The 24,704-nt window shown below is 58.4% G+C and carries 23 protein-coding genes; 7 read left to right on the top strand and 16 right to left on the bottom strand.

The genetic code is table 11. The features are described 5' to 3' along the window. Positions 1-17: 17 nt before the first annotated feature. From H7C18_RS00990 to H7C18_RS00970, 5 genes are all read right to left on the bottom strand, one after another. A complete protein-coding gene (locus H7C18_RS00990; RefSeq protein ID WP_185127135.1) occupies positions 18-845 on the bottom strand; it encodes a carbohydrate ABC transporter permease in 828 nt (275 codons plus the stop codon). A gap of 1 nt (position 846) precedes the next feature. Beyond that, positions 847-1,773, bottom strand: coding sequence for a carbohydrate ABC transporter permease (locus H7C18_RS00985; protein ID WP_202886889.1), 927 nt, complete (start codon positions 1,771-1,773; stop codon positions 847-849). Positions 1,774-1,901: 128 nt separating this feature from the next. After that, the gene (locus tag H7C18_RS00980; protein ID WP_185127134.1) at positions 1,902-3,257 is read right to left on the bottom strand and encodes an ABC transporter substrate-binding protein; all 1,356 of its coding nucleotides are present in this window, start codon (positions 3,255-3,257) and stop codon (positions 1,902-1,904) included. A gap of 146 nt (positions 3,258-3,403) precedes the next feature. Beyond that, positions 3,404-4,081 carry a FadR/GntR family transcriptional regulator gene (locus H7C18_RS00975; protein WP_238357380.1) on the bottom strand — a complete coding sequence of 226 codons (678 nt, stop codon included), beginning with the start codon at positions 4,079-4,081 and terminating at the stop codon, positions 3,404-3,406. Positions 4,082-4,244: 163 nt separating this feature from the next. Then, positions 4,245-5,396, bottom strand: a complete 1,152-nt coding sequence (locus tag H7C18_RS00970; protein ID WP_185127133.1) for a Gfo/Idh/MocA family protein — start codon at positions 5,394-5,396, stop codon at positions 4,245-4,247. Positions 5,397-5,571: 175 nt separating this feature from the next. Here H7C18_RS00970 and H7C18_RS00965 point away from each other — a divergent pair, with 175 nt between their 5' ends. Continuing rightward, positions 5,572-6,642 (top strand): permease, encoded by a 1,071-nt coding sequence (locus H7C18_RS00965; protein WP_185127132.1) that lies wholly within the window; start codon positions 5,572-5,574, stop codon positions 6,640-6,642. Between the two features lie 179 nt (positions 6,643-6,821). Here H7C18_RS00965 and H7C18_RS00960 read toward each other — a convergent pair whose 3' ends face one another. From H7C18_RS00960 to H7C18_RS00950, 3 genes are read right to left on the bottom strand one after another with little or no spacing between them, the layout of a single operon-like run. Beyond that, a complete protein-coding gene (locus tag H7C18_RS00960) occupies positions 6,822-7,478 on the bottom strand; it encodes an SGNH/GDSL hydrolase family protein (protein WP_185127131.1) in 657 nt (218 codons plus the stop codon). A gap of 58 nt (positions 7,479-7,536) precedes the next feature. Further along, a complete protein-coding gene (locus tag H7C18_RS00955; RefSeq protein ID WP_185127130.1) occupies positions 7,537-9,036 on the bottom strand; it encodes a response regulator in 1,500 nt (499 codons plus the stop codon). 16 nt (positions 9,037-9,052) lie between these two features. Further along, a complete protein-coding gene (locus H7C18_RS00950; protein WP_238357379.1) occupies positions 9,053-10,798 on the bottom strand; it encodes a sensor histidine kinase in 1,746 nt (581 codons plus the stop codon). 153 nt (positions 10,799-10,951) lie between these two features. Here H7C18_RS00950 and H7C18_RS00945 point away from each other — a divergent pair, with 153 nt between their 5' ends. The 3 genes from H7C18_RS00945 to H7C18_RS00935 all read left to right on the top strand — a co-directional run bounded on the left by H7C18_RS00945 (position 10,952) and on the right by H7C18_RS00935 (position 14,048). After that, positions 10,952-12,277 carry an ABC transporter substrate-binding protein gene (locus tag H7C18_RS00945; RefSeq protein WP_185127128.1) on the top strand — a complete coding sequence of 442 codons (1,326 nt, stop codon included), beginning with the start codon at positions 10,952-10,954 and terminating at the stop codon, positions 12,275-12,277. Positions 12,278-12,344: 67 nt separating this feature from the next. Next, complete coding sequence (locus H7C18_RS00940; protein WP_185127127.1) at positions 12,345-13,217, top strand: carbohydrate ABC transporter permease; 873 nt, start codon at positions 12,345-12,347, stop codon at positions 13,215-13,217. Further along, positions 13,218-14,048, top strand: coding sequence for a carbohydrate ABC transporter permease (locus tag H7C18_RS00935; RefSeq protein WP_185127126.1), 831 nt, complete (start codon positions 13,218-13,220; stop codon positions 14,046-14,048). A gap of 38 nt (positions 14,049-14,086) precedes the next feature. On the opposite strand, the gene H7C18_RS00930 is transcribed toward H7C18_RS00935, so the two are convergent. Both H7C18_RS00930 and H7C18_RS00925 read right to left on the bottom strand, forming a co-directional pair. After that, positions 14,087-14,899 carry a YihY/virulence factor BrkB family protein gene (locus H7C18_RS00930; protein WP_185127125.1) on the bottom strand — a complete coding sequence of 271 codons (813 nt, stop codon included), beginning with the start codon at positions 14,897-14,899 and terminating at the stop codon, positions 14,087-14,089. Positions 14,900-15,072: 173 nt separating this feature from the next. Continuing rightward, positions 15,073-15,972 (bottom strand): phytanoyl-CoA dioxygenase family protein, encoded by a 900-nt coding sequence (locus H7C18_RS00925; RefSeq protein WP_185127124.1) that lies wholly within the window; start codon positions 15,970-15,972, stop codon positions 15,073-15,075. A 130-nt stretch (positions 15,973-16,102) separates the two neighbouring features. On the opposite strand from H7C18_RS00925, the gene H7C18_RS00920 reads away from it, so the two are divergent. Beyond that, a complete protein-coding gene (locus H7C18_RS00920; RefSeq protein ID WP_185127123.1) occupies positions 16,103-16,960 on the top strand; it encodes a helix-turn-helix domain-containing protein in 858 nt (285 codons plus the stop codon). A gap of 83 nt (positions 16,961-17,043) precedes the next feature. On the opposite strand, the gene H7C18_RS00915 is transcribed toward H7C18_RS00920, so the two are convergent. Then, positions 17,044-17,754, bottom strand: coding sequence for a GDSL-type esterase/lipase family protein (locus H7C18_RS00915; RefSeq protein WP_185127122.1), 711 nt, complete (start codon positions 17,752-17,754; stop codon positions 17,044-17,046). Positions 17,755-17,926: 172 nt separating this feature from the next. On the opposite strand from H7C18_RS00915, the gene H7C18_RS00910 reads away from it, so the two are divergent. Continuing rightward, on the top strand, positions 17,927-18,394 hold the full coding sequence (locus H7C18_RS00910; RefSeq protein WP_185127121.1) for a ferritin-like domain-containing protein: 468 nt from the start codon (positions 17,927-17,929) through the stop codon (positions 18,392-18,394). Between the two features lie 54 nt (positions 18,395-18,448). Here the strand turns inward: H7C18_RS00910 and H7C18_RS00905 are convergent, their stop codons facing one another. Continuing rightward, on the bottom strand, positions 18,449-19,174 hold the full coding sequence (locus H7C18_RS00905; protein ID WP_185127120.1) for a YheC/YheD family protein: 726 nt from the start codon (positions 19,172-19,174) through the stop codon (positions 18,449-18,451). Positions 19,175-19,181: 7 nt separating this feature from the next. Further along, positions 19,182-19,583: an aspartate 1-decarboxylase gene (gene panD, locus H7C18_RS00900; RefSeq protein ID WP_185127119.1), complete on the bottom strand. Its 402-nt coding sequence runs from the start codon at positions 19,581-19,583 to the stop codon at positions 19,182-19,184. A gap of 145 nt (positions 19,584-19,728) precedes the next feature. Between panD and H7C18_RS00895 the strand changes: the two genes are divergently transcribed. Further along, positions 19,729-20,904 carry a threonine synthase gene (locus tag H7C18_RS00895; RefSeq protein ID WP_185127118.1) on the top strand — a complete coding sequence of 392 codons (1,176 nt, stop codon included), beginning with the start codon at positions 19,729-19,731 and terminating at the stop codon, positions 20,902-20,904. Here H7C18_RS00895 and H7C18_RS00890 read toward each other — a convergent pair. The 3 genes from H7C18_RS00890 to H7C18_RS00880 all read right to left on the bottom strand — a co-directional run bounded on the left by H7C18_RS00890 (position 20,885) and on the right by H7C18_RS00880 (position 24,692). Further along, positions 20,885-21,430 (bottom strand): hypothetical protein, encoded by a 546-nt coding sequence (locus H7C18_RS00890; protein ID WP_185127117.1) that lies wholly within the window; start codon positions 21,428-21,430, stop codon positions 20,885-20,887. The genes H7C18_RS00895 and H7C18_RS00890 overlap by 20 nt on opposite strands. A gap of 83 nt (positions 21,431-21,513) precedes the next feature. After that, a complete protein-coding gene (locus tag H7C18_RS00885) occupies positions 21,514-22,902 on the bottom strand; it encodes a family 4 glycosyl hydrolase (RefSeq protein WP_185127116.1) in 1,389 nt (462 codons plus the stop codon). Next, on the bottom strand, positions 22,899-24,692 hold the full coding sequence (locus tag H7C18_RS00880; protein ID WP_337912636.1) for a glycoside hydrolase family 36 protein: 1,794 nt from the start codon (positions 24,690-24,692) through the stop codon (positions 22,899-22,901). Before H7C18_RS00880 ends, H7C18_RS00885 begins: the two co-directional genes overlap by 4 nt. Positions 24,693-24,704 lie beyond the last annotated feature (12 nt).

Genomic DNA, 24,704 nt, shown 5'->3' with positions numbered 1-24,704 from the left:
TGCTGCGGTACCGGTAATCAGCCTTTGACGGCGCCTTGGGTCAGGCCGTCCACGATAAAGCGCTGCGCGACGGCGAACAGCACGACAGTCGGAATGACGAACAGCACGGTGCCCGCGGACATGGAGCCCCAGTCGATATCGAACTTCATGACGAACGAGTTCATCGCCACCGGCAGCGTCTTCAGCGATTCGTTGTCGATGAACATGACGGCCATGAACAGCTCGTTCCAGTTCTGCACGAACGCGAAGATGAACGTCGCCGTAATGCCGTTCAGCATGACCGGCAGGATGACGCGAATCAGCGCCGACAGGCGCGAACAGCCGTCGATCATGGCCGCTTCTTCGAGGCTTTTCGGAATCCGTTCGAAAAATCCTTTGAGCAGAATGGTCGAGAACGGAATGAGGCCGACCGTGTACATCAGAATGAGCGACAGCCGCGTGTTGATGAGGTCCATCTTCGTCATCATCATATAGAGCGGCCCCAGCGAGACGAATCCCGGCAGCATCTGGGTCAGGAAGAAGCCGAGCATGATCTGCCCGTGCCCGCGGAAATGGTGGCGAGCCAACACGTACGCGCTGAGCACGGCGATGGCGGAGACGATGAGAGCGGCCGTAAGCGAGACAAGCAAGCTGTTCCCGATGTAGATTTGGAACTTCGAGATTTTGATAATATTGGCGTAGTTCTGCCAGGTCAGGTGGTCCGGCCAGTACCGGATCGGATAGGTGAAGATCTCCTTCTGAGGCTTGAGCGACGTGATGACGATCCAATAGAGCGGGAACACCATCAGAACGAAATAGACCGCGAGGAATACGATGCGAAAGCCGGACGCCGAAAATCGCTTCATTTTAGAAATCCCCCAGTTTCCCGGCGCGCGTGACCGTTAAATAGAAGATCGTATACAGGAGCAGGATGCCGATCATGACGATGCCGATGGCCGAAGCCGCCCCGTAGTCGCCTCCGTACATGATGCGGTCGAGCATCAGCGAGGACAGGATGTGCGTCTCGCCGGCCGGGCCTCCGTTCGTCAACCCGTAGATGATCGCCGGATCGTTGAAAATCCAGATCGCCCGCAGCAGCGTCGTCGTCAGAACGGTCGGCATGATATAGGGAAGCGTAATGTTAAACAGCTTGCGCGCCGCGCCGGCGCCGTCCATGCTGCCGGCTTCGTAAAGCTCGGAAGGCACGGACTGCAGCGCGGCGAGCAGCATGATCGCGAAGAAGGCTATGCCGTACCAGACGTTGGCCGTGATGACGGAGAACTTCGCCCACCTCGGGTCGGACAGGAAGCCGATGCGGTCGCCGATGACCCCGATGCGCAGCAGGAAGTCGTTGATCACGCCGATCTGCGAGTTGAACATCCACTTCCAGATCAACCCGATCAGGAAGCCGGACAGCGCCCACGGATAGAAGACGAAGCCTTGGAATATGCCGCGCCCGCGAAACCGCTTGTTCAACAGAAGCGCGACCGTCAGCCCGATCGTAAATTGCAGAATGAGAGAGATGAACACCCAATAAGCGGTGTTGCCGATCGCGCTCTTGAATTTGGGGTCGGAGAAGATGCCTTTAAAATTCGCGAAGCCGATGAAGTGTACGTTCGTCAGGTCGAACAGCTGGTAGTTTTGAAAAGCCATCACGATCCCGCGGGCGAACGGGTAATACGTAAACGCGAGCACGAGCGCCACCGCGGGCAGCAGGCTCAGCGCGATGAATCTGCGGGGAGAATTGCGAAACCCCATTCGCCGACCGGACAGAGAAGGCTGCTGCTTGCTCATGAACCGCACCACCTTTAAGGTATCCCCGCGAAGCGGGGCTTAGCTTCGATGCTTGCTCGGGTACTTTGCGGGGACCCCGAAACTTATAGCGATGGGCGGCATCCGCCGCCCATCGCTCGCCGAAGAGCTTATTTGGCCTGGTAATTCGCTCTTTCCTTCGCCCAGTATTCGTCCCATTTTTTCAAGGTGTCGTCGATCGACGCGTTGCCCAGCAGCATCTGCTGGCCGGTCTCCATCGCCACTTGTCCCCATTGGCTCGTGCCCGGATATTTCGTGTTCGCCTTGATGTTGACGAATTCGTCCGGCTTGTTGCCCATCTCCAGCAGCGACTTGTACATGGCGTCCTGGAAGAACGGATCTTCGCTGGCGCTCTTATGAATCGGAATGAGGCCGGTTGCCTTCGCGAACCCGGTATTCTCCTCCGGGCTGGACAGGAACTCGATCAGCTTGAACGCGGCGTCCTTGTTCTTCGAATAATTGGTCATGCCCCATCCCGCGCCGCCGGCGGAGATGAACGCCTTGCCGCCCGGTCCTTTGGGCATCGGCGCGGTGCCGACCGTGCTGATGTCCATCTTCTCCTTCAGCGACGGAATCGTGTCCGGATCCTGGAGAATCATGGCGGTGACGCCGGAAGTGAACGCCTGCACCTGCTCCGAGAAGCCCCAGTTGATCGAATCCTTCGGCGAACCTTCCTTGAACAGCTTGACGTACAGTTCCAGCGCCTGCTTCGCTTCCGGCGTCGAGAACATCGTCTTGCCGTCCTTCAGGAACATCGAATCGTCGGGATCGATGTTGTCGAAGTTGTAGTTCAGGACCATCGTATCCGGCACGCCGTTGGCGCCGGAGCCGCCGCGGAACGAGAAGCCGTACCGGTTCTTGTTCGGATCGGTCAGCTTGATGGCGTCCGCCACGAGCTCTTCGTAATTCGTCGGAGGTTCGAGACCGGCTTCCTTGAACCAGTCCGCGCGGTAGAACAGCTGGCGCTGGTACATCCCGTTCGGGATGAAGTACAGCTTGTCGTTCAGCGAACCGACCGATTTGGCCACGTCCGTAATCGTGCCGTAGTCGGACCAGTCTTTCACGTAATCGTTCAAAGGCTCGATATACTGGTTGTTGACGAACTCGGACACGGTCAAATCCCGGACTTCGAGCACGTCCAGATCCTGCTTGGCCGCGAGCATCGTCTTGATCTTGTTGTCGGCCTGGTCGAACGGAGGGGAGATCAACTCGACTTTGATATTCGGGTTCTGCGATTCGAATCTTGAGATCATGTCTTTCAAGTACGTCGTGCGGGCCGGGCTGGTCAAGCTCTCGATCATCCTCAGCTTCACTTGCTTGTCCGCGCCTCCGCTGCCGCTCCCGCCGCTGCTTCCGCCGGCGGAGCCTTCCTTGTCGCCGCCGCTGCCGCATCCCGCCAATGCGGTGACGAGCAGCACGCCCGCAATGGCGCCGGACCATACTCTCTTCGTTCTCTCAACCGCCATCCCTTTTCATCCTCCTCTTCGCTCCAAGCCGTTTCTACCTTGCAATCTATCCGACAGTCATCCTGTCTGATAGGTAAAGTGTAAGTGAAACCGCTTTATTGCGTCAAGCGATATTTTCAGATAATTGGGATTTGCGGAACGATTCGTTAGTACGCTCTAATAATATCCTCGATCCGGTTCATCAGTTTGTCGAATTCCGCCAACGCCTGCTTCGGATCGCGAGCGGCGATGCCTTCGAAGATCGTCCGGTGGAACGGGTACGTCTCGTCGAACAGCCGCTTGTCACCCAGCGGTTCGTTGAAAAATTTCTCGTACATGCCGGAGATCGACTCCAACACGCTGTACAGAATCGGATTGGAAGCCGCTTTCATAACGCTGCGGTGAAAAGCCAGATCGATCTTCGACGTGTCCTTGCCCGCTTCCTTGAGCCTGCTGTACTCCTTCAGCACTTCCGTCAGCTCCGCGATCTGCGCCGGCGTGATGCGCCTCGCCGCCAGCTCCACCGCCTTGCCTTCCAGCGCCCGGCGGACGTCCAGAATCGAGAGCAGGAACCGTTTCTCGTTCTCTACTTTTATTTTGCCGGCGAACCGGTAGGAGCCGACGTCCCGGACGAACACGCCTTTGCCGTTGACGACAGTCACGATCTCGATCGCCTCGAGATACCGGAGCGCTTCGCGCAGCGAGGATCGGCCGACGCCGAACATCTTCATCATCTCTTCGACGGAGGGCAGCTTGTCGCCTTCCTGCAAATCCTTCTCTTCAATGTAATTCTGGATTTCCTGCGAGACCAGCTCGTGCATCGTCTGCTTCTGAATCTTCGCCAACCTCGGTCACTCCTCCCCTTAAACTTGCTTCCCCCGATAACAGGTGAATCATAGTTGATGGGTCGCCGCATTGTCAAGTCGACGGCAGCGAGCCGCCTCGACGCCAAAACCGGCCCGCGAGCGATTCGCGGGCCGGTTAGCGGCGGGACGGATTCGATTCCTTTTACCGATAATCGCTGCCGGTCGTAATGGTCTGAGTCGTAAAATTATCGACGGAAGTCTTCTTCTCATAGAAGCGGGTCGCGTTCGCTTGAACGCCGCTTCTCGTATAGAACGCATCGTCTTTCGGCAGCGGAAGCTTCACCAGCTCTCCCGTGCTCGCCGACTTATAAATCGCCGCGATCAGCTCCAGCGTCCGGCGCCCGCTTAGCCCGTCGATCAGAACGGGCGAAGCGGTCTCGATCGCCGTCAGGACATTGTCGATTTGTCCCGCATGTCCTTCATGCTTGACCTCCGGCAGCCTGTCGTAGAGGTCCTGCAATTCCTTCTCCAGCTCGGGATTCTCGACCGGAAATCCATTGGCGGCGGAATTCGACGCCTTCACCTTCCAAGGCGTAGACACCCTTGCTTTCAAGCCTTGAAAGATAAGCTGCTGCTCTTCCCCGTGATGCACGACGGAGCTGGTCACTTGCCCCAAGGCGCCGTTCGCATAGCGAAGCATTCCGATCGACAAATCTTCGACTTCCGCATTGTCATGCGCCACGTTGCTCATAAACGCCTGGACTTCGCTAGGCGATCCCATCATCCACAGCAGCGCGTCGATGTGATGGACCGCGTGATTCAGCGTCGGACCGCCTCCTTCCTTCTCCCAGGTTCCCCGCCACCACAAGTCGTAGTAACAGTGCCCTCTCCACCAGAAGGAATCCACCTGGACATGCCGGATTTCTCCCATGAGCCCGCTCTCCAGAACGGACTTCATCTTCATCATCGGCGTCTTGAAGCGGTTCTGGGCAACGACCGACAAGATCTTGCCCGTCCGCGCGGCCGCCTCGTTCATCCGATCGCATTCCTCGAGAGAGGAAGCCATCGGCTTCTCGACGATGACGTGACAGCCCGCCTCGAGGAACGCAACCGTCAGCTCCGCATGGGTGTATGGCGGCGTGCAGATGGAGACGAGATCGATGTCCTCGCCCAGCAATTCCTTATAATCCTTGACCGCCCGGGCGTTTAGCCGGAATTCGTCGATCCTGGCCTGCGCCTTCTCCTCGAAAATATCGCTTACGGCCACGACCTGGCATCTCTCCGGAAATTTCAAGTATCCTGCAATGTGCGCCCCCGCGATCGCGCCGGATCCAATGACGGCAACCTTTTGCATGCTTGATTCATCCCCCTGCGTTCGAATGCTAAGATTGTACCAGGAACTCCGAGGGATTTGTGACGCCCGCTTGCTTGGAAAATGACGCTTCGTTGCGCTTTTCTCCCGGTGCCGCCGCTAACGAGATATGTTATAATCTTTTAGGTTTCAGCACTTCATCTTAGCGGGAGGTTCTATGTCTCCGAACAGTTCGGTTATCGGGCGGCACTCAGGCTCCAAAAGAGCGGCCGGGCTCGTCGTCCTGTTTCTTCTCGTCGCGATTGCGGGGCTTCTTTATGTCAAATGGTGGCCCTATTATTTCAAAATGATCAAAGCGGCGACCGATCACTCGATCGGTTCTTCCATTCTGACCGGAGGCGAGGCGAAAGCCCCGGCGCCATCCTGGGACGCGGCGTGGGATTACGCGGTCGCTTACTTTAAATCCGTATGGCAGGCGGCCGTGCTCGGCATCCTGCTCGGCACCCTCGTTCAGGTGCTGCTTCCGTCGAAGTGGCTCCTGCGCGTGCTTGGCCGGATGAGCCTCAAGAGTACGGCCATCGGGGGACTCGCCGCCATTCCGGGCATGATGTGCACCTGCTGCGCCGCTCCCATCGCCGTCGGCCTGCGCAAGAAGAACGTGTCCGTCGGCGCGAGCCTCGCCTTCTGGATCGGCAATCCGACCCTGAATCCGGCGACGCTCATCTTCATGACGTTCGTCCTGTCCTGGAAGTTCACGCTGATTCGGCTCGTCTTCGGGCTTCTGCTCACGTTCGGGGTCAGCTATTTCGCGAACCGCTTCAGCGGCGAGACGCAGCTTCCCGAAGCGATCGCCGATAAGCTCGAGCAGCCGGCGGCGAAGCCGGAGCCGCTTGCGGTCCGTTGGCTCAAGAGCGTCTGGTCGATGTTCCTCCACGTCGTGCCCGCTTATCTCGTCGTCGTTCTTCTGCTCGGAGCCGTCAGGGCTTGGCTGTTCCCGTCGTTCGGAGACGGCTCGTTTGGCGGCATCGCGGCGATCGTTCTGTTCGCGTTGGCCGGCACGCTGTTCGTCATACCGACCGCTGCGGAGATTCCGATTATCCAGTCGTTTCTTTCGATCGGCGTCGGAGCGGGCGCAGCCGCGGCGCTGCTCGTGACGCTGCCCGCCGTCAGCCTGCCTTCGCTGCTCATGGTATCCCGCTCGTTCCCGCGAAAAGTGATCGGACTGCTTGTCGGTTCCGTCGTCGCCGCCGGGATTTTGAGCGGAATCGCGGGAGCATTCATCTTGTAGCGCCGGTCTCTCTTCGGACGTTAAAACATCAAGAAAGCTTCGCGCCTCCAGGAGAGCGTGCGAAGCTTTTTTTGATTTCGATGCCGCCCAGCCGGTCAAACGGCGGGCGTTCCCCTTGATGTCGGCAGCCAGCTTCGTAAAAGGGATCCGGCCCTCAGCCTCCGCTTCCTTCCGCTATCCTACTTCAGCTCCGGCACGTTCGCCTGTACGACGCTCAGCCAGCGGTCGGCGATCACCTGGTGCCCGGCTGCGGTCGGATGCACGCCGTCCCAGATCCAGTAAGCCGGCTCGGCCGATTCGGCCGCGCGGTCGAAGGCGTCCTGCAGCGGGACGAACAGCGCTCCGTACTGCTCGGCCAGATCGCGAACCGTCGCTTGATAAGCGGCCATCCGGCTTGTCCATTCGTCCCATCGCTCTACGGTCGCTCCCGCCTTCAGCAGGAAAGGCTCGCACAGCACCAGGCGAGTCTCCGGCAGCACTTCCTTCGTCTCTTCCAGGATGTGACGATACGCGCGCTCGAACCGGTCCGTCACCCCGCTCGGCTCTCCGGCCATCGTGCGCCACAGATCGTTCACGCCGATCAGGATGCTGATCAGATCGGGACGAAGCGCGAACGCGTCCTCGTTCCAACGCGCGTACAGATCGGATACGCGGTTCCCGCTGATTCCGCGATTGATGAATTTCGGCCGGCGTGAAGCCAGCCGTTCCCCGAGCCGGGAAGCTGCGAGATAAGCGTAGCCGTGGCCGAGAATGTGGTTGAGGTCCTCGCTTCTGCCGCGCGCCCCGTCCGTGATCGAGTCCCCTTGGAACAATACCGTATACCCTGTCTTCGTCATCCGGATCTCTCCTTTTCCATTTTCCCCTCTCCTACCATACAGGCCGTCCCGGCAGGAATCAACCTTCTTTCTCGTCCCGGGACGCTTTGTACTCGACCGGCCGGCACCCGACGCGCTCTTTGAACACTTTGGAGAAATAGTGCGGATCCGCGAAGCAGAGCGCGTCCGAGATTTCCCTCACCTTCATCTCCGGCTTCGTCTCCATCAGCCGGCAGGCTTCCTTGATTTTCAGGCCGGTGTAGTACTGGACGAACGTCTGCCCGGAATAACGCTTCATGATCCGGCTGATGTAAGACGTGCTTACATGAAAGCGATGGGCAAGGTCCACAATCGACACGTTCGAGTACAGGTTCGTTCCCAGATAACTCTCGATCTGAACGAACAGCTCGTCGCCGCTTTTGCGGTTCAAGCTTTTCACCCGCTGGAAGCTTTGATCCGCCCACGCCAGCAGTTCCGAACAGAAGCGCTCGCCGGAAGCCTCGTCGAACAGACGATCCTTTTGATCGTTCAGCCATGCCGCATCCGAACTGCCCTCTTCCATCAGCGCTTCGAACGCTCCGGCGACGCAGCGGACGAACCGTTGCAGCTCGGCCAGCCGGATGCCGTCCCGCAGCCATTTGCCCGCCTGTTCGGACAGCATGAGCAGGAACCGCTCCTTGCTCAGCTGCTCGATCATGGAAACGAACGAGCCGGAGAGCCGATCGATCTCTTCGAAGCCCGGATCGGTCGGCTCCCGCCGATCGAATTCGAGCATGGCCGGTTTGAACGCCGGCAGCTTCGCTTCCAGCTGCTTCGAAGCTTCGCGGTACTTCTCCGGAATGCGATTCCATTCCGTCGGCGACAGGCTGCCGATCAGCGAGCTGGGAAACCCGACGGCGGCAAGCCTGGCATGAACGTCTTCCAACAGCTGCGCGGAAGATTCGTACCGGTCCGGCCAGGAGGCGTCCGCCACGAGCAGCAGCCGGTCTTCGGCGACAGTCGGCATCGCCCAATACGGAGCGGGGATCGGCAGGCCCGCGGCGGCGAAAGCCTCAAGAGGCGAACGCTCGATTCGGGCGAACGGCCGCTTTCCGATCAGAATCCATACATGCGGATTACGGTAAAATTCGGGCGGCCGTTCGATCTCCCGCCAGTATCGTCGCCCGACGATCTCTTCGAAATCGGAACCTGCATCGCCCTCGGACTCGCGAAGCTGGGCCAGCACTTTCTCCAACACTTCCGCCAGCTCGCCGCGATGGACCGGCTTCATCAAGTAGTCGCATACCTGCAGATTAATCGCTTTTCGCGTATATTCGAAGTCGTTATAGCCGCTGATCAGCACCGCCTTCAACTGCGGACGAATCCGCTTCGCCCGTTCGATCAAGGCGAGACCGTCCATCTTCGGCATCCGGATATCCGTCAGCATGATATCGATCGAATGGGCGTCGAACGCGGCGAGCGCCTCTTCCCCGTTAGCGGCCGTCGCGACCACCTTCAGGGGCAGCTCGGAGCTCTCGATCAGCCCTTTGATGTTCCGCAGAATCGGCTTGCTGTCCTCGGCAATCAGAACGTGATACACTTCGTCATCCCCTTCCTTAGTAGAAGTCCCGCTTGAGCGAAGCGATGATCTGGATGGTCGTGCCGCTGTCCTCGTTGTTGAAGACGTGGAAGAAGAGCCGGTTTTTGTACATCAGCTTGAGCCGGTTCACGGTGTTGATAATGCCCATGTTGCCGATGCCGAGCGAGCTGCTCCGAAGCTCTTGGACGCCGTAGTCCGACTCCTCGATTTTGTCCAAAATTTCCTTGATCTTCTCCCGGTCGATGCCCTGTCCGTTATCGCTGATCTCGACCGCCCACAGCCCGTTGTACAGCTTGACCTGAATCCGGATGCGCCACGGCGGACTCGTATTCTCGAAGGCGTGCTCGATGCAATTTTCCACGAAGGGCTGAAGGACGAGCCGCGGCAGTTGAACGTCGCTAGCCGCGGGATCCATCTGAATCTCCCAGGTCAGATCTTCCTCGTAGTTCCTTTGCGCAAGGGACAAATATCTCTTCGTATGCTCGATCTCTTCCCTCATATTCACATGCTTGTACGGAGAAGATACGATATACCGCAAGCTTTCGGACAGCTGCTTGCACATGTCGGACACGACTTCGTTCCTGCCTTCCTGGGCGGCGATGCTGATCAGATAGAGCGCGTTATGGATAAAATGCGGGGCGATCTGGGCCTGCAGCGCGGTGTTGCGCGCCATCGCTTCCTCATGCACGGCCAGCTTCTCCCGCTCGATCGACGTTTGCAGCCGGTCCAGCATCTCGCCGAACGCCTCGTTGAGCAGCTGCAAGTCGTTGTTCTGCAGCCGGCTGTCTGCCTGCAGGTTGAGGTTGCTGTAGTTCATCCGCATGATCTGGCCGCGAAGCCTCCGGATGGGCAGCACAAAATTTCGCGCCAGCACATAGACGTACAGCAGGGAAAACAACGTCAGGGAAACGATCATGATAATCGAGAAATTTTTGACCGAGTTGACGGAGCCGAGCACCGACGATTTGGACGTGACGATATACGTGGTCCACCCGTTGTCGGCCGATTTCTGATAAGCGACATAGTTGCGGGACGGGTCGGTGTAAATTCCTTGATCGGCATGGGCCTCCTTGAACGAAACGTCGTCTGCGGCCCCTTCCGTCTTCACGATCGGCGTGCCGGACGAATCGAACACATATACCTTCGAACCGATGACGCTGTCCGCCACTTTCTGCAAATACGCGCGGTCCAGCAAAATGTACATATAGCCGTAAACGTTTCCGTAGTTGTCGTTAACCTCCCGGATAAACGCCAGATTGCCGTCCGGTGCCGGATACAGCACGTAGCTGCTGTTGTCCAGCTTGTCCCGGTAACGCGCGTCCTCGATGACCGGTTCAAGCGACGACGCGGCCGTCAAGCCGATGTAGGAAGCGAGAGGTCGGCCTTTCAGGTCGTAGATGATCATGTCCCGGATGTCGAGACTCGGTCCGAGCGCCTGGAACATGATGTCCTTCAACGTGCGGATCCGGCTCAAGGAATCGAGCGCGTACCGGGACGACATCGTGTCGAACAGATCCTTGTTGGCCAGAATGCGCTGCGACAGCTGATCCTGAACGTCGATGTATTCGCTCATCTGGTCCGATACCTTGGTCGCCGTGAGCAGCGTTCCGCTTACGGTTTTCTCCTTGAGCGGGGCCAGGACGTACCAATTCACATAAACCAGAAAAGCGCCGAGCAGGAGGACGAGAAGCGGAAAGAAAGTTAAGAAAAGCTTGGCCTGCAGGCCGGTTCCCCGCCTGAGCCATCCCCATCTGCGCAGCAAAATCCGCTCACGCTCCTTTCCCGTTCGGTTCAGAATATTCCCCCTCAAGAGTAAACCACGAACATGTACCCTGTCAGGCGCGAATTTTATAATCGATATTGTAAGGGCATTCGACACAAGATGACAATACATCGTTACAGGGGGAAAATGGGCATGCAATCGAAAACCAAACGCACTTCCGCGCTTCTGCTTGCGTCGGCGCTCGCCGTATCGCTTACCGCTTGCGGATCGAACTCCGGCTCCAATGCCGGCTCCGGCGGAGGCTCGTCCGCATCGAGCGGCTCCGGCGGCAAGGTAACCATCGAGCTCGCCATTTCTAAGAGTTCCCAGGATTCGGCTTTCGTGAACGAGGATCTGCTCAAGAAGTTCGAGGATCAGACGAACATTCACGTCAATCTTCAGCTGCTGCCTGCGGAACAGACGACCACCGTGCTGCAGACGAAGCTGGCGGTCGGCGATACGCCGGATCTGGTTCAATACAACCTGGCCGGCGCGGATTCGGATCTCAACCTGTCCAGGAATTTCGAGATTCTCGACAACGAAGCCTGGACGAGCCGCATCCTGAACAAGGACGTCCTCTCGGCCGACGGTCACGTTTACAGCTTCCATGTCAGCCAGGATACCGGCATGCAGGGCGTCGTTTACAACAAGGACATTTTTAAAGAGCTCGGACTTTCGATCCCGAAAAACTACGACGAGTTCCTCGCCGTCTGCGAGAAGATCAAGGCCAAGGGCATTACGCCGATCTTCATGCCGTTCAAAGACGCCTGGGCTACGAACATCTGGCCGTCGGCGGCGCTGGCCGACTATGCCAGCAAGAGCGATCCGAACCTGTGGCAGGACCTGAACTCCGGCAAGCGCAAGTGGTCCGACGTTCCGGAGCTGGAGACGATCGTGAACCAGCAATACGACCTGTTCAAGAAAGGCTACACCAACGCCGACGTTCTTAGCGACAGCTACGACATGGCCGTCGGCAAGTTCCTCGACAAGGAAGTCGCCATGATGTTCATGGGCGACTGGCTCATCCAGGATGTCGTCAACAAGGATTCGAACATGCACCTCGGGCTGTTCCCGATCCCGTATGCCGACAACGTCAAGATGGGCGCGAGCCCGATGGGCGGACAGCTGTTCATTCCGAAGAAATCCAAGCATATGGCGGAAGCGAAGAAGTTCCTCGACTTCCTGGCTTCGCAAGAAGTCGCGCAGCAGATCGTAAACGAGCAGAAATACGTCTCCAACTTCAACGACGTCAAGTCGCCGGAGCTGCCGGAGTACAAGCAAGAGATCGTGGACAACTACATTACGCCGAAAAATACGGTAACGACGATGGAAGCGTACATGCTTGTCGACTACACCGAAATGTATCGCGACTACCAGGACGTCTACGCCGGAAGCAAATCGGCCAAGGAAGCGATTGCCGCGTGGGACAAGAAGTTCCAGCAGCTGATGAAGGATAAAGGTATCGCAGGTTTTAATTAAAACGGACTAAAGACAGAACCAAGCTTGAGCGGCTTGGTTCTGTCCCTTCCGTTGCGGAGTGTGGATGATGAAAATAACGAAGCGGCTGTACTCGTATTACATGGTCTGGCCCGCCCTCTTGATCTACTGCATTTTCTTCGTTCTGCCTGCCGTGATCGGCCTGGGCTACTCCTTTACCGACTGGAGGCTCGATCGGGCGACGCTGCATTTCAACGGCTGGGACAACTTCCGAACGATCTTCACGGACGACACGCTGATGCTGGCGCTGAAGAATACGCTCATCTTCGCCGTCGTGACCGTCGTCGGCAAGAACGTGATCGGCATCGCGTTGGCCGTCGCGCTCAACGCGAAGCTCAAATCGCGCAACGCGCTGCGCGCCATCTATTACGCTCCTTCGATCCTGAGCATCATGGTCATCAGCATCGTCTTCACCCCGATGCTGCGGGCGGACGGCGTGATCAACAAGGTGCTCGATTTCGTCGGGCTGCACTCGTGGAACCAATCGTGGCTGACCGATCCGTCCATCGTCATTCTGACCGTATGCGCCGTCTCCATCTGGCAGTCGGCCGGGTTCCAGATGGCGATCTACCTGGCGGGCCTGCAATCCATTTCCAAGGAATATTACGAAGCCGCCACCATCGACGGCGCCGGAGGCTGGAAGAGCTTCATGAACATTACGCTGCCGCTCCTTCTTCCCGCCATCAACATCAACGTCATGCTGACGCTGATCGGCGGACTGAAGGTGTTCTCCGAAGTGTTCGTGCTCACCGGCGGCGGACCGGGCAACGCGTCCCAGGTTGTCGGCACGATTATCCTGCGGTCGTTCGGCGAAGGCAGTTGGGGGCTCGGGACGGCCATCAACACGCTGCTGTTCGTGGCGGTAACGATCATATCCATTCCTCTGCTGATGTTCATGCGGCGGAAGGAGGTTGCGGAATAAATGAGTCTGGCCAGAAGAAAGGCATGGCGGCTTTACCTCGTGGAAGCAATCATGATTCTCGCCTGTCTGATCATCCTGCTCCCCATCCTGATCATGATTCTGGGTTCGTTCAAGACGAGCGCGGAAGTGCTGGATTTTTCCTTGGCGCTGCCCAAAAAGTGGCTGTTCGGCAACTATAAGCTGGTGTTCGAGGAAGGCAACTTGATGCGTGCGTTCCTCAACGGCGTGCTGATCACCGGGGTATCGGCGATCGTCAACATCGTCACGACCTCCGCGGCCGCCTTCGTTCTGACCCGGCGGAATACGCGTACGGCGAACGCATTGTACTTGTTCTTTTTCATGGGCCTGATCGCCCCGATGTCCACGATCACGACGATCCGGGTCGTTCAGTGGCTCGGCTTCTACGGAAGCATCGCCAGCGTCATCTTCATCTATGCGGCTTTGAATACCGCGTTCAGCGTCTTTCTGTACAGCGGGTTCATCAAGTCCATCCCGAAGGTGCTCGACGAAGTCGCTTTCCTGGAAGGCGCGGGCATGTTCAGCGTGTTCTTCCGGATCATCATCCCGCTCATCGTTCCCGTCAACGCGACGGTGGCGATCATGGTGTTCATGTCCGTCTGGAACGACATCACGATCCCGCTCTACTTCCTGACCGACAGCTCCAATTGGACGATGCCGCTCTCGGTTTATAACTTCTACGGAAAATTCAGCCGGGACTGGAACCTGATCTTCGCCGATCTGGTCCTGACCTCGCTTCCCGTCTTCATCCTGTATTTGTTCGCGCAGAAATATATCGTAGGCGGCCTGACGGCCGGCGCGGTCAAAGGGTAAGGACCCGAAGCGGCTGCCTGACAGGCAGCCGTTTTTCTCTATCTTTTACTTGCCAAAGCCGCGTTGAGCTCCCCTCCCAGAAGCACCGTGAGCGAGCTCATGTACAGCCAGACCAGCAGCGCGATGATGGCTCCGAGGCTGCCGTACGTTTTCGCGTAATGGCCGAAATTGTTGACGTAGAACGAGAAGAGCACGGAAGCGGCGATCCATCCGACAGAAGCGAAGGCCGATCCCGGCATCGCTTCGGACCAAGTCAATCTCCGGTTCGGCATCATCCGGTAAAACAGCAGGAAGACGCAAAACATAGCCAGCACCGGCACCGTGATCTGCAGCACGTTCCAAGTCTTCCACCATCGCTCGGGCACGCCAAGATAAGCGAAGCCGTGCTGCTCGATCGCCTGGCCGAACACGAGCAAGCCCATCGTAAGGACGATGACGCCGGCCAGCGCCAGCGTGGCGGCTACGGTGACAAGCCTGACGACCCAGTAGCGGCGGGTTTCGGGCTCGCCGTAAGCTTTGTTGAGCCCTTTGATCAGCGCGTTGATGCCGCCCGACGCGGTCCAGACGGAGCCGATGAGGCCGACGGACAGCAGCGTTCCATTTCGGTCGGAGGTCGCTTCGGACACGTTGTTGGCGATCAGCAGGCCGACATCCTTCGGAAGAAGTCGGATCAGTTCGTTCATGGTATCCTCCACCGACAGGCGAAAAAATCCGATCAGGCTGAACACGAAAATGAGGAAAGGGAAAAAAGCCAAAATCAAGTGGTACGACAATTGCGCAGCCAGCGATGGAAGATCGTCCTCCCGGCTGCGGGTGATCAAGCTGCGAATAATCGAATAAACGGAACGCATCGCGAATCCCTCCCCGGACCGGCGAATTTTTCGATATATTACCCCTTTCATCAGTTTATGAACGAGCGTTGGACGGCTTGACCGACTTGGAGCTTTTTCATGGAAAAACGGCCCGCGCGAGGGGCGCTTTCTGATCAGCGCTTCCTTCCCGCGGGCCGTCGTTCCGTCTTCCATCAGCCTTGAGCCGCAGCCGCATCGGCCGCTGCGGACGAATCCCGTTCCATGCGGCCGGCCAGCCAATCGTCCAGCTCCGCCGCCTTCCAAGGGTAGAGCCGGCTTCGCGCCAGAAAGCCGATTCCGTGCTGCGGCATCGGATCCTGGTCCGTCGGCTGGTATCTTAAATCCACGCTCCAGCGAACTTCATCGGATAAATTAGGGGTCGACATGTGCAGGCAGCGATCGTTAAACAGAATGGCGCTTCCCGCCGGAACGGGCAGCGCGACCGTCCGCGTCTTACCCAGCTGGCTCTCGCTGAGCGCCGTGTAGCCCGTACCCGTCTCCTTCTCGATATGCCATTTGAGCAGCTGCTTCTTATGCGTCCTCGGCTTGATGTGCAGGCAGCCGTTCACTTCGTTCGCGTCGACGAGCGGAATCCATACCGTGATGACCGGATTGGAGTTGGCGTCCGGCCAATAGGACTTGTCCTGATGCCAGGGTACGGCGCCGGCGGCTACCCGCGGGATTTTGGGACGAACGTTGTAGACCGGGTTGGAGAAAATCTCCCCTCCGATCAGCGACTCGACGGCGTCGAGAATTTTCGGATGGCTCATCAATTGGAAATAACCGGGGATGCGATCCCGCCAGCTCCGCCCGTACTTCAGAAAATGGTCCGGCGTCAATTCTCGGAACAACTCGGCCAGCCGGTACTTGAAGGGGCGATTCTCCAGCGCGTCGCCGATCAGGCCGTCGCGCAGCAGCTCCTCCGCGATCATCGACACCTTCGTGGTCATCGCTTCGCGCGCCGGGGCGAGATCGTCTTCCGTCAGCAAGTCGGGGAGCACGATGTACCCCTCTTCCTCGTAAAATGCGATTTGATCTTTAGTCAAACTTCCGCCGTTCGTCCGTTGACTCATTCCGTCTCACCTTCCATAATCAAGGTATTGGATAAGACCATCATAGACTCGGCGATAACCGATGTCTTTGGATCGGCGTTCTATAATTGATCAAATCTTCCGATCATCTTCTCGAGGAGGGCTGACGGCCATGGAACTGGCATCGCTGCGCCCGAGCGTTCGGGTCGCCCACTATTACCGGTTCCCGGAGGAATTGAATCCGCTGGAGCAGATGCGCATCGGTTACTGCTACGCGCTGCATCTGGTCGACGGCGGCAAAGGATCGCTGCGAGCACGGAACCGTGTGTATCCGCTGCGCTCCGGCGACCTCGTTTATCTGCCTCCGAGTCTGCCCCATTCCTTCTACTCCGAGCCTCTCTCCCCCTTGTCCACTTATAACGTCTATGGAGAGCTATGGACAGATCGTCCGCTCGCGACGGCCGAGCACCTCGTTTGGGACGAGATGCGGTTTGACGAGAGCTTGCTTACCCCCGTCGAGCTCTGTCCCGAGCTGGACGAGCTGCCTCTCGTTTCCGCGCTGCAGCTCGACTCCGCGCTCGCGCAAATTCTGATGCATCTTGTCCGCAAATTCGAATTCGACAAGCGGCCTTCCACGGAAGCGATCACGGGTTCTCTGCTCAAAGCGTTCCTGATCGAGCTCGCCCTGTTCCCGGAACGGCAGCGCCATGTCGACTTCCGCATCCGGCCGATCGTCGAGCGAATCGAGCAGGAAGCCCGGAACGGCGGGTCATACGCGGAATGGCTGGCCGAATGCGGACTGAAGAAGACGCAATTCCATTCCTTGTTCAAGCAGGCGACGGGATGGTCGCCCAAGGCCTACTGGACCCGCTCCGTCATGAAGCGGGCCGCCGCCGCCCTGCGGGAGAGCCGGCTCTCCGTGACGGCCATCGCCGAGCACCTGGGCTATTCGTCGATCCACCACTTCACCAAACAATTCACCCGCTTCCACGGCGTCTCTCCTTCGGAATACCGCAAGCGGATGAATTAATCCGTAAGCGCCGTTCGGTCTTCCCGCAATAAAAAAGAGACGGGGCCGCGCTTCTCGGCGCGATCCCGTCTCTTACGTTTTTCTTACTTCGCTCGTTCCGGCAAAAGCGGCCGCAGCGCATCCGCCCATTGCCGGTACCCCTTCTCGGTCAGATGACAATAATCGGGCGTCGTTTCCTGCGATAGCGTCCCGTCCGCTTCGAGCAGCCGGGGGCCGATATCGACGAACGTGTAGCCTCGTTCCTCCGCAAGCTTCGCATAGCGGACATTGATGTCCTTGATGAGAGCCCGGCGAGGATGGTCCGGGTCCTTCTCGCGCGGGAGGACGGCCATGATCACGATCTTCGCGTTCGGAACTTTGGCTTCCACGCGGTCGCAGACGGCCCGCAGACCTTCCGCGATCTCGCCGGCATCGTTCGCCCGCGCGTTCTCGGTCTCGCTCGTGTTGTTCGTCCCGATCAGGATGACGACGACCTCGGGATTCAACCCGCTCAATTGGCCGTGATCGAGCCGCCAGAGCACGTTCTGCGTGCGGTCCCAGCCGAAGCCCATATTGAGCACCCGGTAAGGGGCGAACACGGAATTCCAAGCCTCCGCTTTTCCGTGGAGAACCTCGGACTTCGGCTCTCCTCCCCAGAAATGCGTAATCGAATCGCCGATCAGGACCACTTCGGGATCGATCGACGCCTGCAGATTCAAGATTTGCTCGTGCCTCTCCCACCAGTCGTAGCTATCTTCTTCCAGTTTGGACACCGGAACAATGGCCGTATTGACAGTCTGGTTCAGCTGTGCCATGAATCAGTTCCTCCGTTCTGCTAGCCTTGTCTCGTTCCACGATTCTCATCGTACCATAGCGGCGTTCCAAGCGAAACGAGAATTCCGCGGCCAATCGCGCCCAATCCTCGGACTGGGCATTCGCATAGTCTAGGAGTAAATCACATTCCATGAATCAGAAGGAGTCGAGAATATGTATTGGAGCGCGCCCGTTTACGGCTATCGCCAAACGTTCCAGCCCGTATGGGCGACGACTTATGCACATGCTTTGGATATGATCAAAGAAGCTGTTCAGGGAGAGCGTCATGACGAATTGTTCTACGACGATATGATCAAGCTGGCGCCGACGAAGGAGCAAAAGAAAATCATCGCCTCGATTCGCGATGACGAGCGGGGACATAACCGCATGTTCCGAAGCATGTACAGAGAGTTGACGGGTCAGGAAATTCCGCCTTCCGCCAACGAGCCTTACGAGAAGCCCGGCTCCTACCTGAGCGGGCTCGTTACGGCCCTGTTCGGCGAACTGGCGGCAGTCGAGAGATATCGAACGATCTGGTCGGCCCTGCCTCCAGGCGTCTATAAGGACACGGTATTGGGCATTATCATGGACGAACAGAAGCACGCGACCAAATACAATTATTTGTATACCTTGAACAAATGACCGAAGGCGCCCCGAGACTTTNNAAAGTCTCGGGGCGCCTTCGGCATGCCGATGTCATTTTCTCCAGGAAGAAGCGATCGACTTGATGCGGCGGTAGACGGAACGGTCCTGAAGCTTGGCGAAAAGCGAGTGCGACGGATAATCAAAATTGACTTCGATGAGCCATAAATGGCCCGAGCGGTCGATCCCGTAATCGATGCCGATCTGTCTGGAATACTTGTAGCGGTCGAACCGGCCGCAGATCCGATAGCTTAGCTCTTTGAGCTTCTCCGTCTTCCCGGCAGCCCCCTCTTGTCCGGCTTGACGAAGCGCCTCGGACACGGTCAGCACGTGTCCCTTGCCTCTCCTCACGTTGGTGATGACGCTTCCCGCGCCCGCCACCTTGGCCAGCATCCCGACATAGGTCCACCGCCCCCGATGACGCATCATCATGACGCGAATGTCGAACGGCCGCCCCCCCGCTCTGGCAAGCGGAATCGCCTTCTGAACGATGTGGATCGGCCGATTCCGAAGGTTGAGCTTGCGGTGCAACGCATCCGCGGAAGGAAGCGCGGGCGCGGCGCGGCCGCGAACCTTGACGTACGTATAACGACCCGAGTCCGTCTTCCAGGCTTTGACGATGCCGGCGCCTTGATGCTCGTAATTCGGCTTGATATAGACGGATCCGTATTGGTTCAAGTAGCTTCGGAGGCTCTCCCGCCCGTAGACGGCCGTTGGCGGCATGTGACGGCGGATAACCCCGTCTTTGGAATAAAACCGGTGAAGCTCCCATTTGCCCATCGATTTATCAATCCTCCAATTGCCGATCCTGCCGCAGGACGGTCCATTCCAGCTCCTCGACGCGCTCGATTCGATTGCCGCCGTCGACGAACACGACCTGGGGCCGCAATCCGGCAAGCTCCTCTTCGCCGAACCATCCCGTACTGAGCACGATGATCAGATCGCCCGGCTCGAACAACAGGGCCGGCGGACCGTTTAGGCAGACTTTGCCGGAACCTTCGGGCGCCGGAATCGCATACGTCTTCCAAAGCGTGGCGTTCCGCAGACTCGTGATCTGCACCATCTCCTGCGGCTCGATGTTCGCCGCTCTCATCAGCGCGACGTCCAGCGTGATGCTTCCGACGTAATCCAGACGCGCTTCGGTAACGGTTGCGCGGTGGATTTTCCCTTTGCACATATGCCGCATCATCTGCGCTCCCTCCCACGCCTTCATTATATGGGCCGCCGCCGAATCGGGTTGGGCGTTGCCCGAATTAGGCCGCCGCCGTTCCGGCTGCGAACGGCACGTGTATCGTAAAGGGAAGGGTTCCATTAAACCGTCAAGGAAGTGCGACATGAACAAGTGCTGGCTTCGCTGTACGAGATGTTCGCGTAAAACGGACTTTCGATTGATCGGCAAATGTCCGGAGTGCAGGGGAACGCTGCTCGTCGAATACGACATGGATCAGGCTCGTCCGACATTCACGAAGAAGAATCTGTCCCGCCGGTCCGAGGCTTCGCTTTGGCGCTACCATGAACTGCTGCCGATACATTCTCCGAAATCGGCCGTGTCGCTCGGGGAAGGTTGGACTCCGCTCGTACGTCTTCCTTCCTTAGAAGCAAGGCTAGGGCTGAAGCGAGCGCTTGTCAAAAGAGAGGAGCAAAATCCGACCGGCAGCTTCAAGGCGCGGGGATTCGCCGTAGCGGTCTCCCTTCTCTCCGAAAGGGGAATTGCCAAGGCCGCCGTTCCTTCGAACGGCAATGCCGCCTCCGCTTTCGCGGCTTATGCCGCCAGAGCCGGCATCGAAGCGCATGTGTTCCTGCCGCGGGACTGTCCTCCTTTGATCGTGGAGGAATGCAGGCTCTATGGGGCCCATACGACGCTGGTAGACGGCATGATTCACGACGCGGGCCAGAGGATCGACGCTCTTCAAGCGGAACAGGGCTGGTTCAATGCCGGTACCCTAAGGGAGCCGGGCCGCGTGGAAGGCAAGAAGACGATGGGGTTTGAAATCGCGGAGCAATTCGGCTGGAAGCTGCCAGACGTCATCGTTTATCCGACCGGAGGAGGCTCGGGAATCATCGGATTGTGGAAAGCCTTCAACGAGCTTCAAGCGCTCGGCTTGGTTGATGGGTGTCTGCCCCGGCTTATCAGCGTACAGGAGGAAGGGTGCCGGCCGATCGTGGACGCCATGGCGAGCGCGCCGAGTCCGGCGGACTCCGGAGCGGAGCGTACGGCGAGTCCGACGGGGATGCGCGTTCCGCTTCCCCCGGATCTGGATCTTCTGGTCTCGATTCTTGGAAAAACCGGGGGAACGGCGGTTGCCGTCGGCCAGGACGAGATCCGATCCGCCCAACGGACATGGGGAACGTGCGGAATTTCCGCCTCGCCCGAAGGCGCCGCGACCCTCGCGGGTCTCCTGAAGCTGCGCGAGGCGCAAGGCATCGATCCGGACGAGACCGTCGTTCTTTTCAACACGTCGCACGCTCTTAAATATTTAACCCCGCTGTCTACAGGAACGCATGAATGAGGAACAAGGCGCCGAACAGAAGGCCGAGCCGCAGGTGCCACTTCCGGTCGAGTCTCCGGTAACGGAAAATTCCCGCCACCGGAACGCCGATAAGGACGGCCGCCGCGGCCAGACCGCTTACGTCCGTGAAGTCGAACCGGATGCCGTATAGTAACGCGCCGACGACATGCAGGGCGATCAAGCCGATTGCCGCGATGGCCAGCGGCGCATGGAAATGGCGAACCCATTTCAGAAGCCGGATCGCCATTTTCTTGACGCCGGTCCATCGGTCGAACATTCTTTTCTTCATCGCGAGCATGAACGGATAGAGCGCCAGAACGGCGAACAGCAAGATGCGGGCAACGGAACCGTAGCTCTGGAACGACTCCTTGAACGGAGGGCTGTGCCAGCCCGTCGAGACATCGTAAAGCATTTTCCATAATCCGTACGCGACAAGGACGAAGGCGAGTGCCAAGAAGGCGAACACCCATTTTCGTTCCTTGGCCGGAATCCAGGATTGGCGAGCAGCCGGTTTTTTTTCATTCATCGGAACGAGCCCCTTTCCTTCCTCAATGTAAAGGAGGGAAATAAAATGCCCGTAAACTGGATCTTAAAAGATTCTTAAGTCGCTTACAGCTCCCATCCCGGCAGATATGCGCGGGTATGATTCAGCATGCGATGGAACAAAGCTTCCGCTTCTCCCGGAGCGATCGTAACCAGCGGATCGTTCAGGAACGCGGCGAGCGCGAGCCGTTTGTCCCGCGTCAGGGCTGCCCGAAGCACGGTTTCTTGATTCATGACGTGACGCAGGACGAGCGCATGAATATCCGGAGAGAGCTCGCCCGCCTGGACGGGGCGCACGGAATCCGCCCGGAAGGAAGCGTTCGTCTCGACGACGGCACCGGCCGGAATGCCGCCGATCTGACCGGCGTTCGGCATGTTGACATTGGTCACAAGCGATTCCAGCCCGACCAGCGCTTTGAGGATCGACACCGTATCTTCCCCCGTTTTTTTCAACGGAAATTCCTCTTCCCCATTCGTCAGCCGCTCGCTTCGCCGCAATAAATTCTCGCCTTTTTGAACCCGAAGAGACACCGGCGTAATGCCGATCTTCCACGAACGGATCGTTTCGGGATCCTTCAAATACCAGGTGCCGGGCATGAACTCCGCCAAGTGGCGGTCCCCGGCCGCGGCAATGACGTGATACCGCTTAAACAGGTCGAAGTGGATGCGGTTCGCGGACCGGAACGGCGACTCCGCCCATCTGCCGGGCTCCCGTTCGAAGCCGATCTCCCCGTACTTCTCAGCGAATTCCCGATAAAGCGGGATCAAGTCCATTCCCCTGCAGCTTGCTTGATCGATCCACGTAAAATGATTGATTCCGAGCACGTTCACCTGAATGTCGCGCCGGGCAATCCCTTCCAGGCCTTTCAAGTCTTTGAGCATGTCGACGAGCAGGTTCTGGGTGCCGAACACTTCATGACAGCAGCCGATCGCCTTGATCTTCGGGAACACTTCGTACAGCGTTCGCACGCACAAGGTCATCGGGTTCGTAAAGTTGATCACCCACGCGTCGGGAGCGAATCTCTCGATGCCCTCGGCTATTTCCACGTACATCGGAATCGTGCGCAGCGCGCGCATCAATCCTCCGGGACCGACCGTATCGCCCACGGTTTGGTAAATGCCGTATTCTTCCGGCAGGTGCACGTCCGACTCCATCTCCGCGAAAGTTCCCGGCAGAATCGAGATGATGACGAAATCGGCTCCCGTCAGCGCAGCCTGGAGCGAGCCCGCCGCCTCGTAGGTCCACCTCGCCGATACGTCTTCGCGGCCGTTCAGCCGATTGCCGATCGCCGCGTTGTTCGCTGCGGCCTGATAGTCAATATCGTACAGCTTGACGGTCCCGGACAGCTTCGGCTCGGCGGCGAGGTCGCTCATCAGCCCCCACGCCCAGCCTTTGGAGCCTCCACCGATATAAGCGATCCGGATGTCCGTCGCCTTTTCCCCTTCGAATCTCATTTTGCATTCTCCTTTCTTGCAAATTGAATATGGGCGAGTCCGGCCGGGGGAACCGCCAAACGATGCACGTCCCTCTTCATCGCAACGCTCTCGGTCCGGACGATCCGGCCGCGGCAGTCGTACATCTCGATCTTCGCTTCGCCGAGATCCTCTTCCAGCTCCAAATAGAGTCCTTCCCGGAGCCGGCCGTTGATCAGGGTCAATTCCCCCGTATGCGGGACGTTCCGGTAACGAAGCAGTTCGTCATGATAGGTTGCGAGAATCGAGCGGCCGTCCCCGTCCGCTTGCACGACCGGATAGAGCAGCTCCGGATTTCGCGGAGCCAGATCGCCTCCTAACAGGACGGAGCGGTTCTTCTTCCAGAAGCCCAGCCAGAACTTCAGCATCTCCGCATGCTCCGGCGGGATTCGATCCAGGTTCACGGAAATCTGCGGAACCGAAAACAGGATGTTGATGAACTGCAAGGCGGCGCTCTCCGCCGGTTCGCCTTCGTTCCACATGATCATGTCGGCATGGGCGGCGGTATCTCCGCAGAGCAGCCGGATGTCAAGGGTGCGGATCCGGTTCTGGAGGCTGTCGTTCGGGCAGTCCGACGCGCGGAACAGGTTGCCGTACTTGCGCATAGCGGGGCCAACATACGGCTGGCGGAATTCCACCATGATATCCGGATCGAGGCGCCTCAGCCTCCCGATCGAATCGGTCAGCAGGCGATCGACCGCGAGCGGAATCGATTCGTAATCCCTGCCATCCGCTGAGGAGACGATCGAATCGTCCGGCCGGTAAAATTGATCGATGAAATCGAGCTTGAACCCGTCCAGCTTCCATTCCCGGACCGCCTGCTCGTACTTCGAGATGATATATTCGCGGACGTCGGGATACCGGGGATCGAGCACCCCGGCCCCTATTCTCTCGTTGAATCGGAGGATTTTGTCCTTGAACCGGTCCCATGCGCGGCTGAATCGGCCGATATAAGGAACCGAGTACCACAGCAGGAACTTCATGCCGAGCCGATGGACGGCGTTCACGTGGCCGCGCATATCGGCAAATTTGCCTTCATACGCTTCCCAGTCGCCGCAATAGGCGTACCCGCGGTTCATGTCGCCCGTCTGCCAGCCGTCGTCCACGATCACCGCTTCCATGCCCATCTCCTTGGCGATCCGGCACTGGGCTTCGATGCGAGCCGCCGTCATATTCTGATGCATGCTGTACCAAGTGGAATACATCGGCATCTTCGCCGTATCCGGCACCGGCGCGGCAGCGTATTCCGGCATCGCAGCCCACCATTCGCCGACATTCCGCAAGCTGTCGTAATACGGAAGATCCCGCGTATCGACGAGAAGCGAGGCCTCATAATCGGCGATCGGCCCGGCCGCTTCCGTGAACAGCTCGATCCGGCAGCGGAACTCCCCGGATTCCTCGTGTACGCCCGCCATGAATTGAACCGTGTTCAGCGCATCGGAATAGGCGAAGGTCAGGCGGTTTTGGCCATTCAGATTGAAGAAGGACACCGCCGGCGCGGATGCGGCCAGATTGGAGCGCAGCTTGCGCATCCAGTCCGCCCGGAATCCCTTGTTCCGGTCCGCGGACGCATGCCAGCAGCCATGAATGTCGGACACGGGGTGGTTCCAGCTCAGAGCGAGAACCGGCGGTTCCGCCGCTTGCTTGGCGCTCACCTTAATCTCGATCAGATCCAGGCCCTCCTGAAGCTGCACGACGTTCAGTCGCTTCTCGAACCTCTCGTCTCCGCCTTCCAGCGCAAACGTATGTTTCTCGGTAGATACGTTAAGCACAGCCGGCTTCTC

Origin of the sequence: Cohnella zeiphila (genome assembly GCF_014212055.1) — a bacterium.
Lineage (GTDB): Bacteria > Bacillota > Bacilli > Paenibacillales > Paenibacillaceae > Cohnella > Cohnella zeiphila.
The sequence above is the reverse complement of the archived record's forward strand: the minus strand, read 5'-3'. Positions and strand labels throughout refer to the sequence as shown.

Bases quoted from the DNA above. Each gene is read 5' to 3' on its own strand.
- H7C18_RS00930 (WP_185127125.1), bottom strand. From the start codon at position 14,899: ATGCGTTCCGTTTATTCGATTATTCGCAGCTTGATCACCCGCAGCCGG.
- H7C18_RS00935 (WP_185127126.1), top strand. From the start codon at position 13,218: ATGAGTCTGGCCAGAAGAAAGGCATGGCGGCTTTACCTCGTGGAAGCA.
- H7C18_RS00920 (WP_185127123.1), top strand. From the start codon at position 16,103: ATGGAACTGGCATCGCTGCGCCCGAGCGTTCGGGTCGCCCACTATTAC.
- H7C18_RS00910 (WP_185127121.1), top strand. From the start codon at position 17,927: ATGTATTGGAGCGCGCCCGTTTACGGCTATCGCCAAACGTTCCAGCCC.
- H7C18_RS00890 (WP_185127117.1), bottom strand. From the start codon at position 21,430: ATGAATGAAAAAAAACCGGCTGCTCGCCAATCCTGGATTCCGGCCAAG.
- H7C18_RS00945 (WP_185127128.1), top strand. From the start codon at position 10,952: ATGCAATCGAAAACCAAACGCACTTCCGCGCTTCTGCTTGCGTCGGCG.
- H7C18_RS00925 (WP_185127124.1), bottom strand. From the start codon at position 15,972: ATGAGTCAACGGACGAACGGCGGAAGTTTGACTAAAGATCAAATCGCA.
- H7C18_RS00960 (WP_185127131.1), bottom strand. From the start codon at position 7,478: ATGACGAAGACAGGGTATACGGTATTGTTCCAAGGGGACTCGATCACG.
- H7C18_RS00940 (WP_185127127.1), top strand. From the start codon at position 12,345: ATGAAAATAACGAAGCGGCTGTACTCGTATTACATGGTCTGGCCCGCC.
- H7C18_RS00895 (WP_185127118.1), top strand. From the start codon at position 19,729: ATGAACAAGTGCTGGCTTCGCTGTACGAGATGTTCGCGTAAAACGGAC.
- H7C18_RS00970 (WP_185127133.1), bottom strand. From the start codon at position 5,396: ATGCAAAAGGTTGCCGTCATTGGATCCGGCGCGATCGCGGGGGCGCAC.
- H7C18_RS00985 (WP_202886889.1), bottom strand. From the start codon at position 1,773: ATGAGCAAGCAGCAGCCTTCTCTGTCCGGTCGGCGAATGGGGTTTCGC.
- H7C18_RS00905 (WP_185127120.1), bottom strand. From the start codon at position 19,174: ATGGGCAAATGGGAGCTTCACCGGTTTTATTCCAAAGACGGGGTTATC.
- H7C18_RS00990 (WP_185127135.1), bottom strand. From the start codon at position 845: ATGAAGCGATTTTCGGCGTCCGGCTTTCGCATCGTATTCCTCGCGGTC.
- H7C18_RS00915 (WP_185127122.1), bottom strand. From the start codon at position 17,754: ATGGCACAGCTGAACCAGACTGTCAATACGGCCATTGTTCCGGTGTCC.
- panD (WP_185127119.1), bottom strand. From the start codon at position 19,583: ATGATGCGGCATATGTGCAAAGGGAAAATCCACCGCGCAACCGTTACC.
- H7C18_RS00965 (WP_185127132.1), top strand. From the start codon at position 5,572: ATGTCTCCGAACAGTTCGGTTATCGGGCGGCACTCAGGCTCCAAAAGA.
- H7C18_RS00980 (WP_185127134.1), bottom strand. From the start codon at position 3,257: ATGGCGGTTGAGAGAACGAAGAGAGTATGGTCCGGCGCCATTGCGGGC.
- H7C18_RS00885 (WP_185127116.1), bottom strand. From the start codon at position 22,902: ATGAGATTCGAAGGGGAAAAGGCGACGGACATCCGGATCGCTTATATC.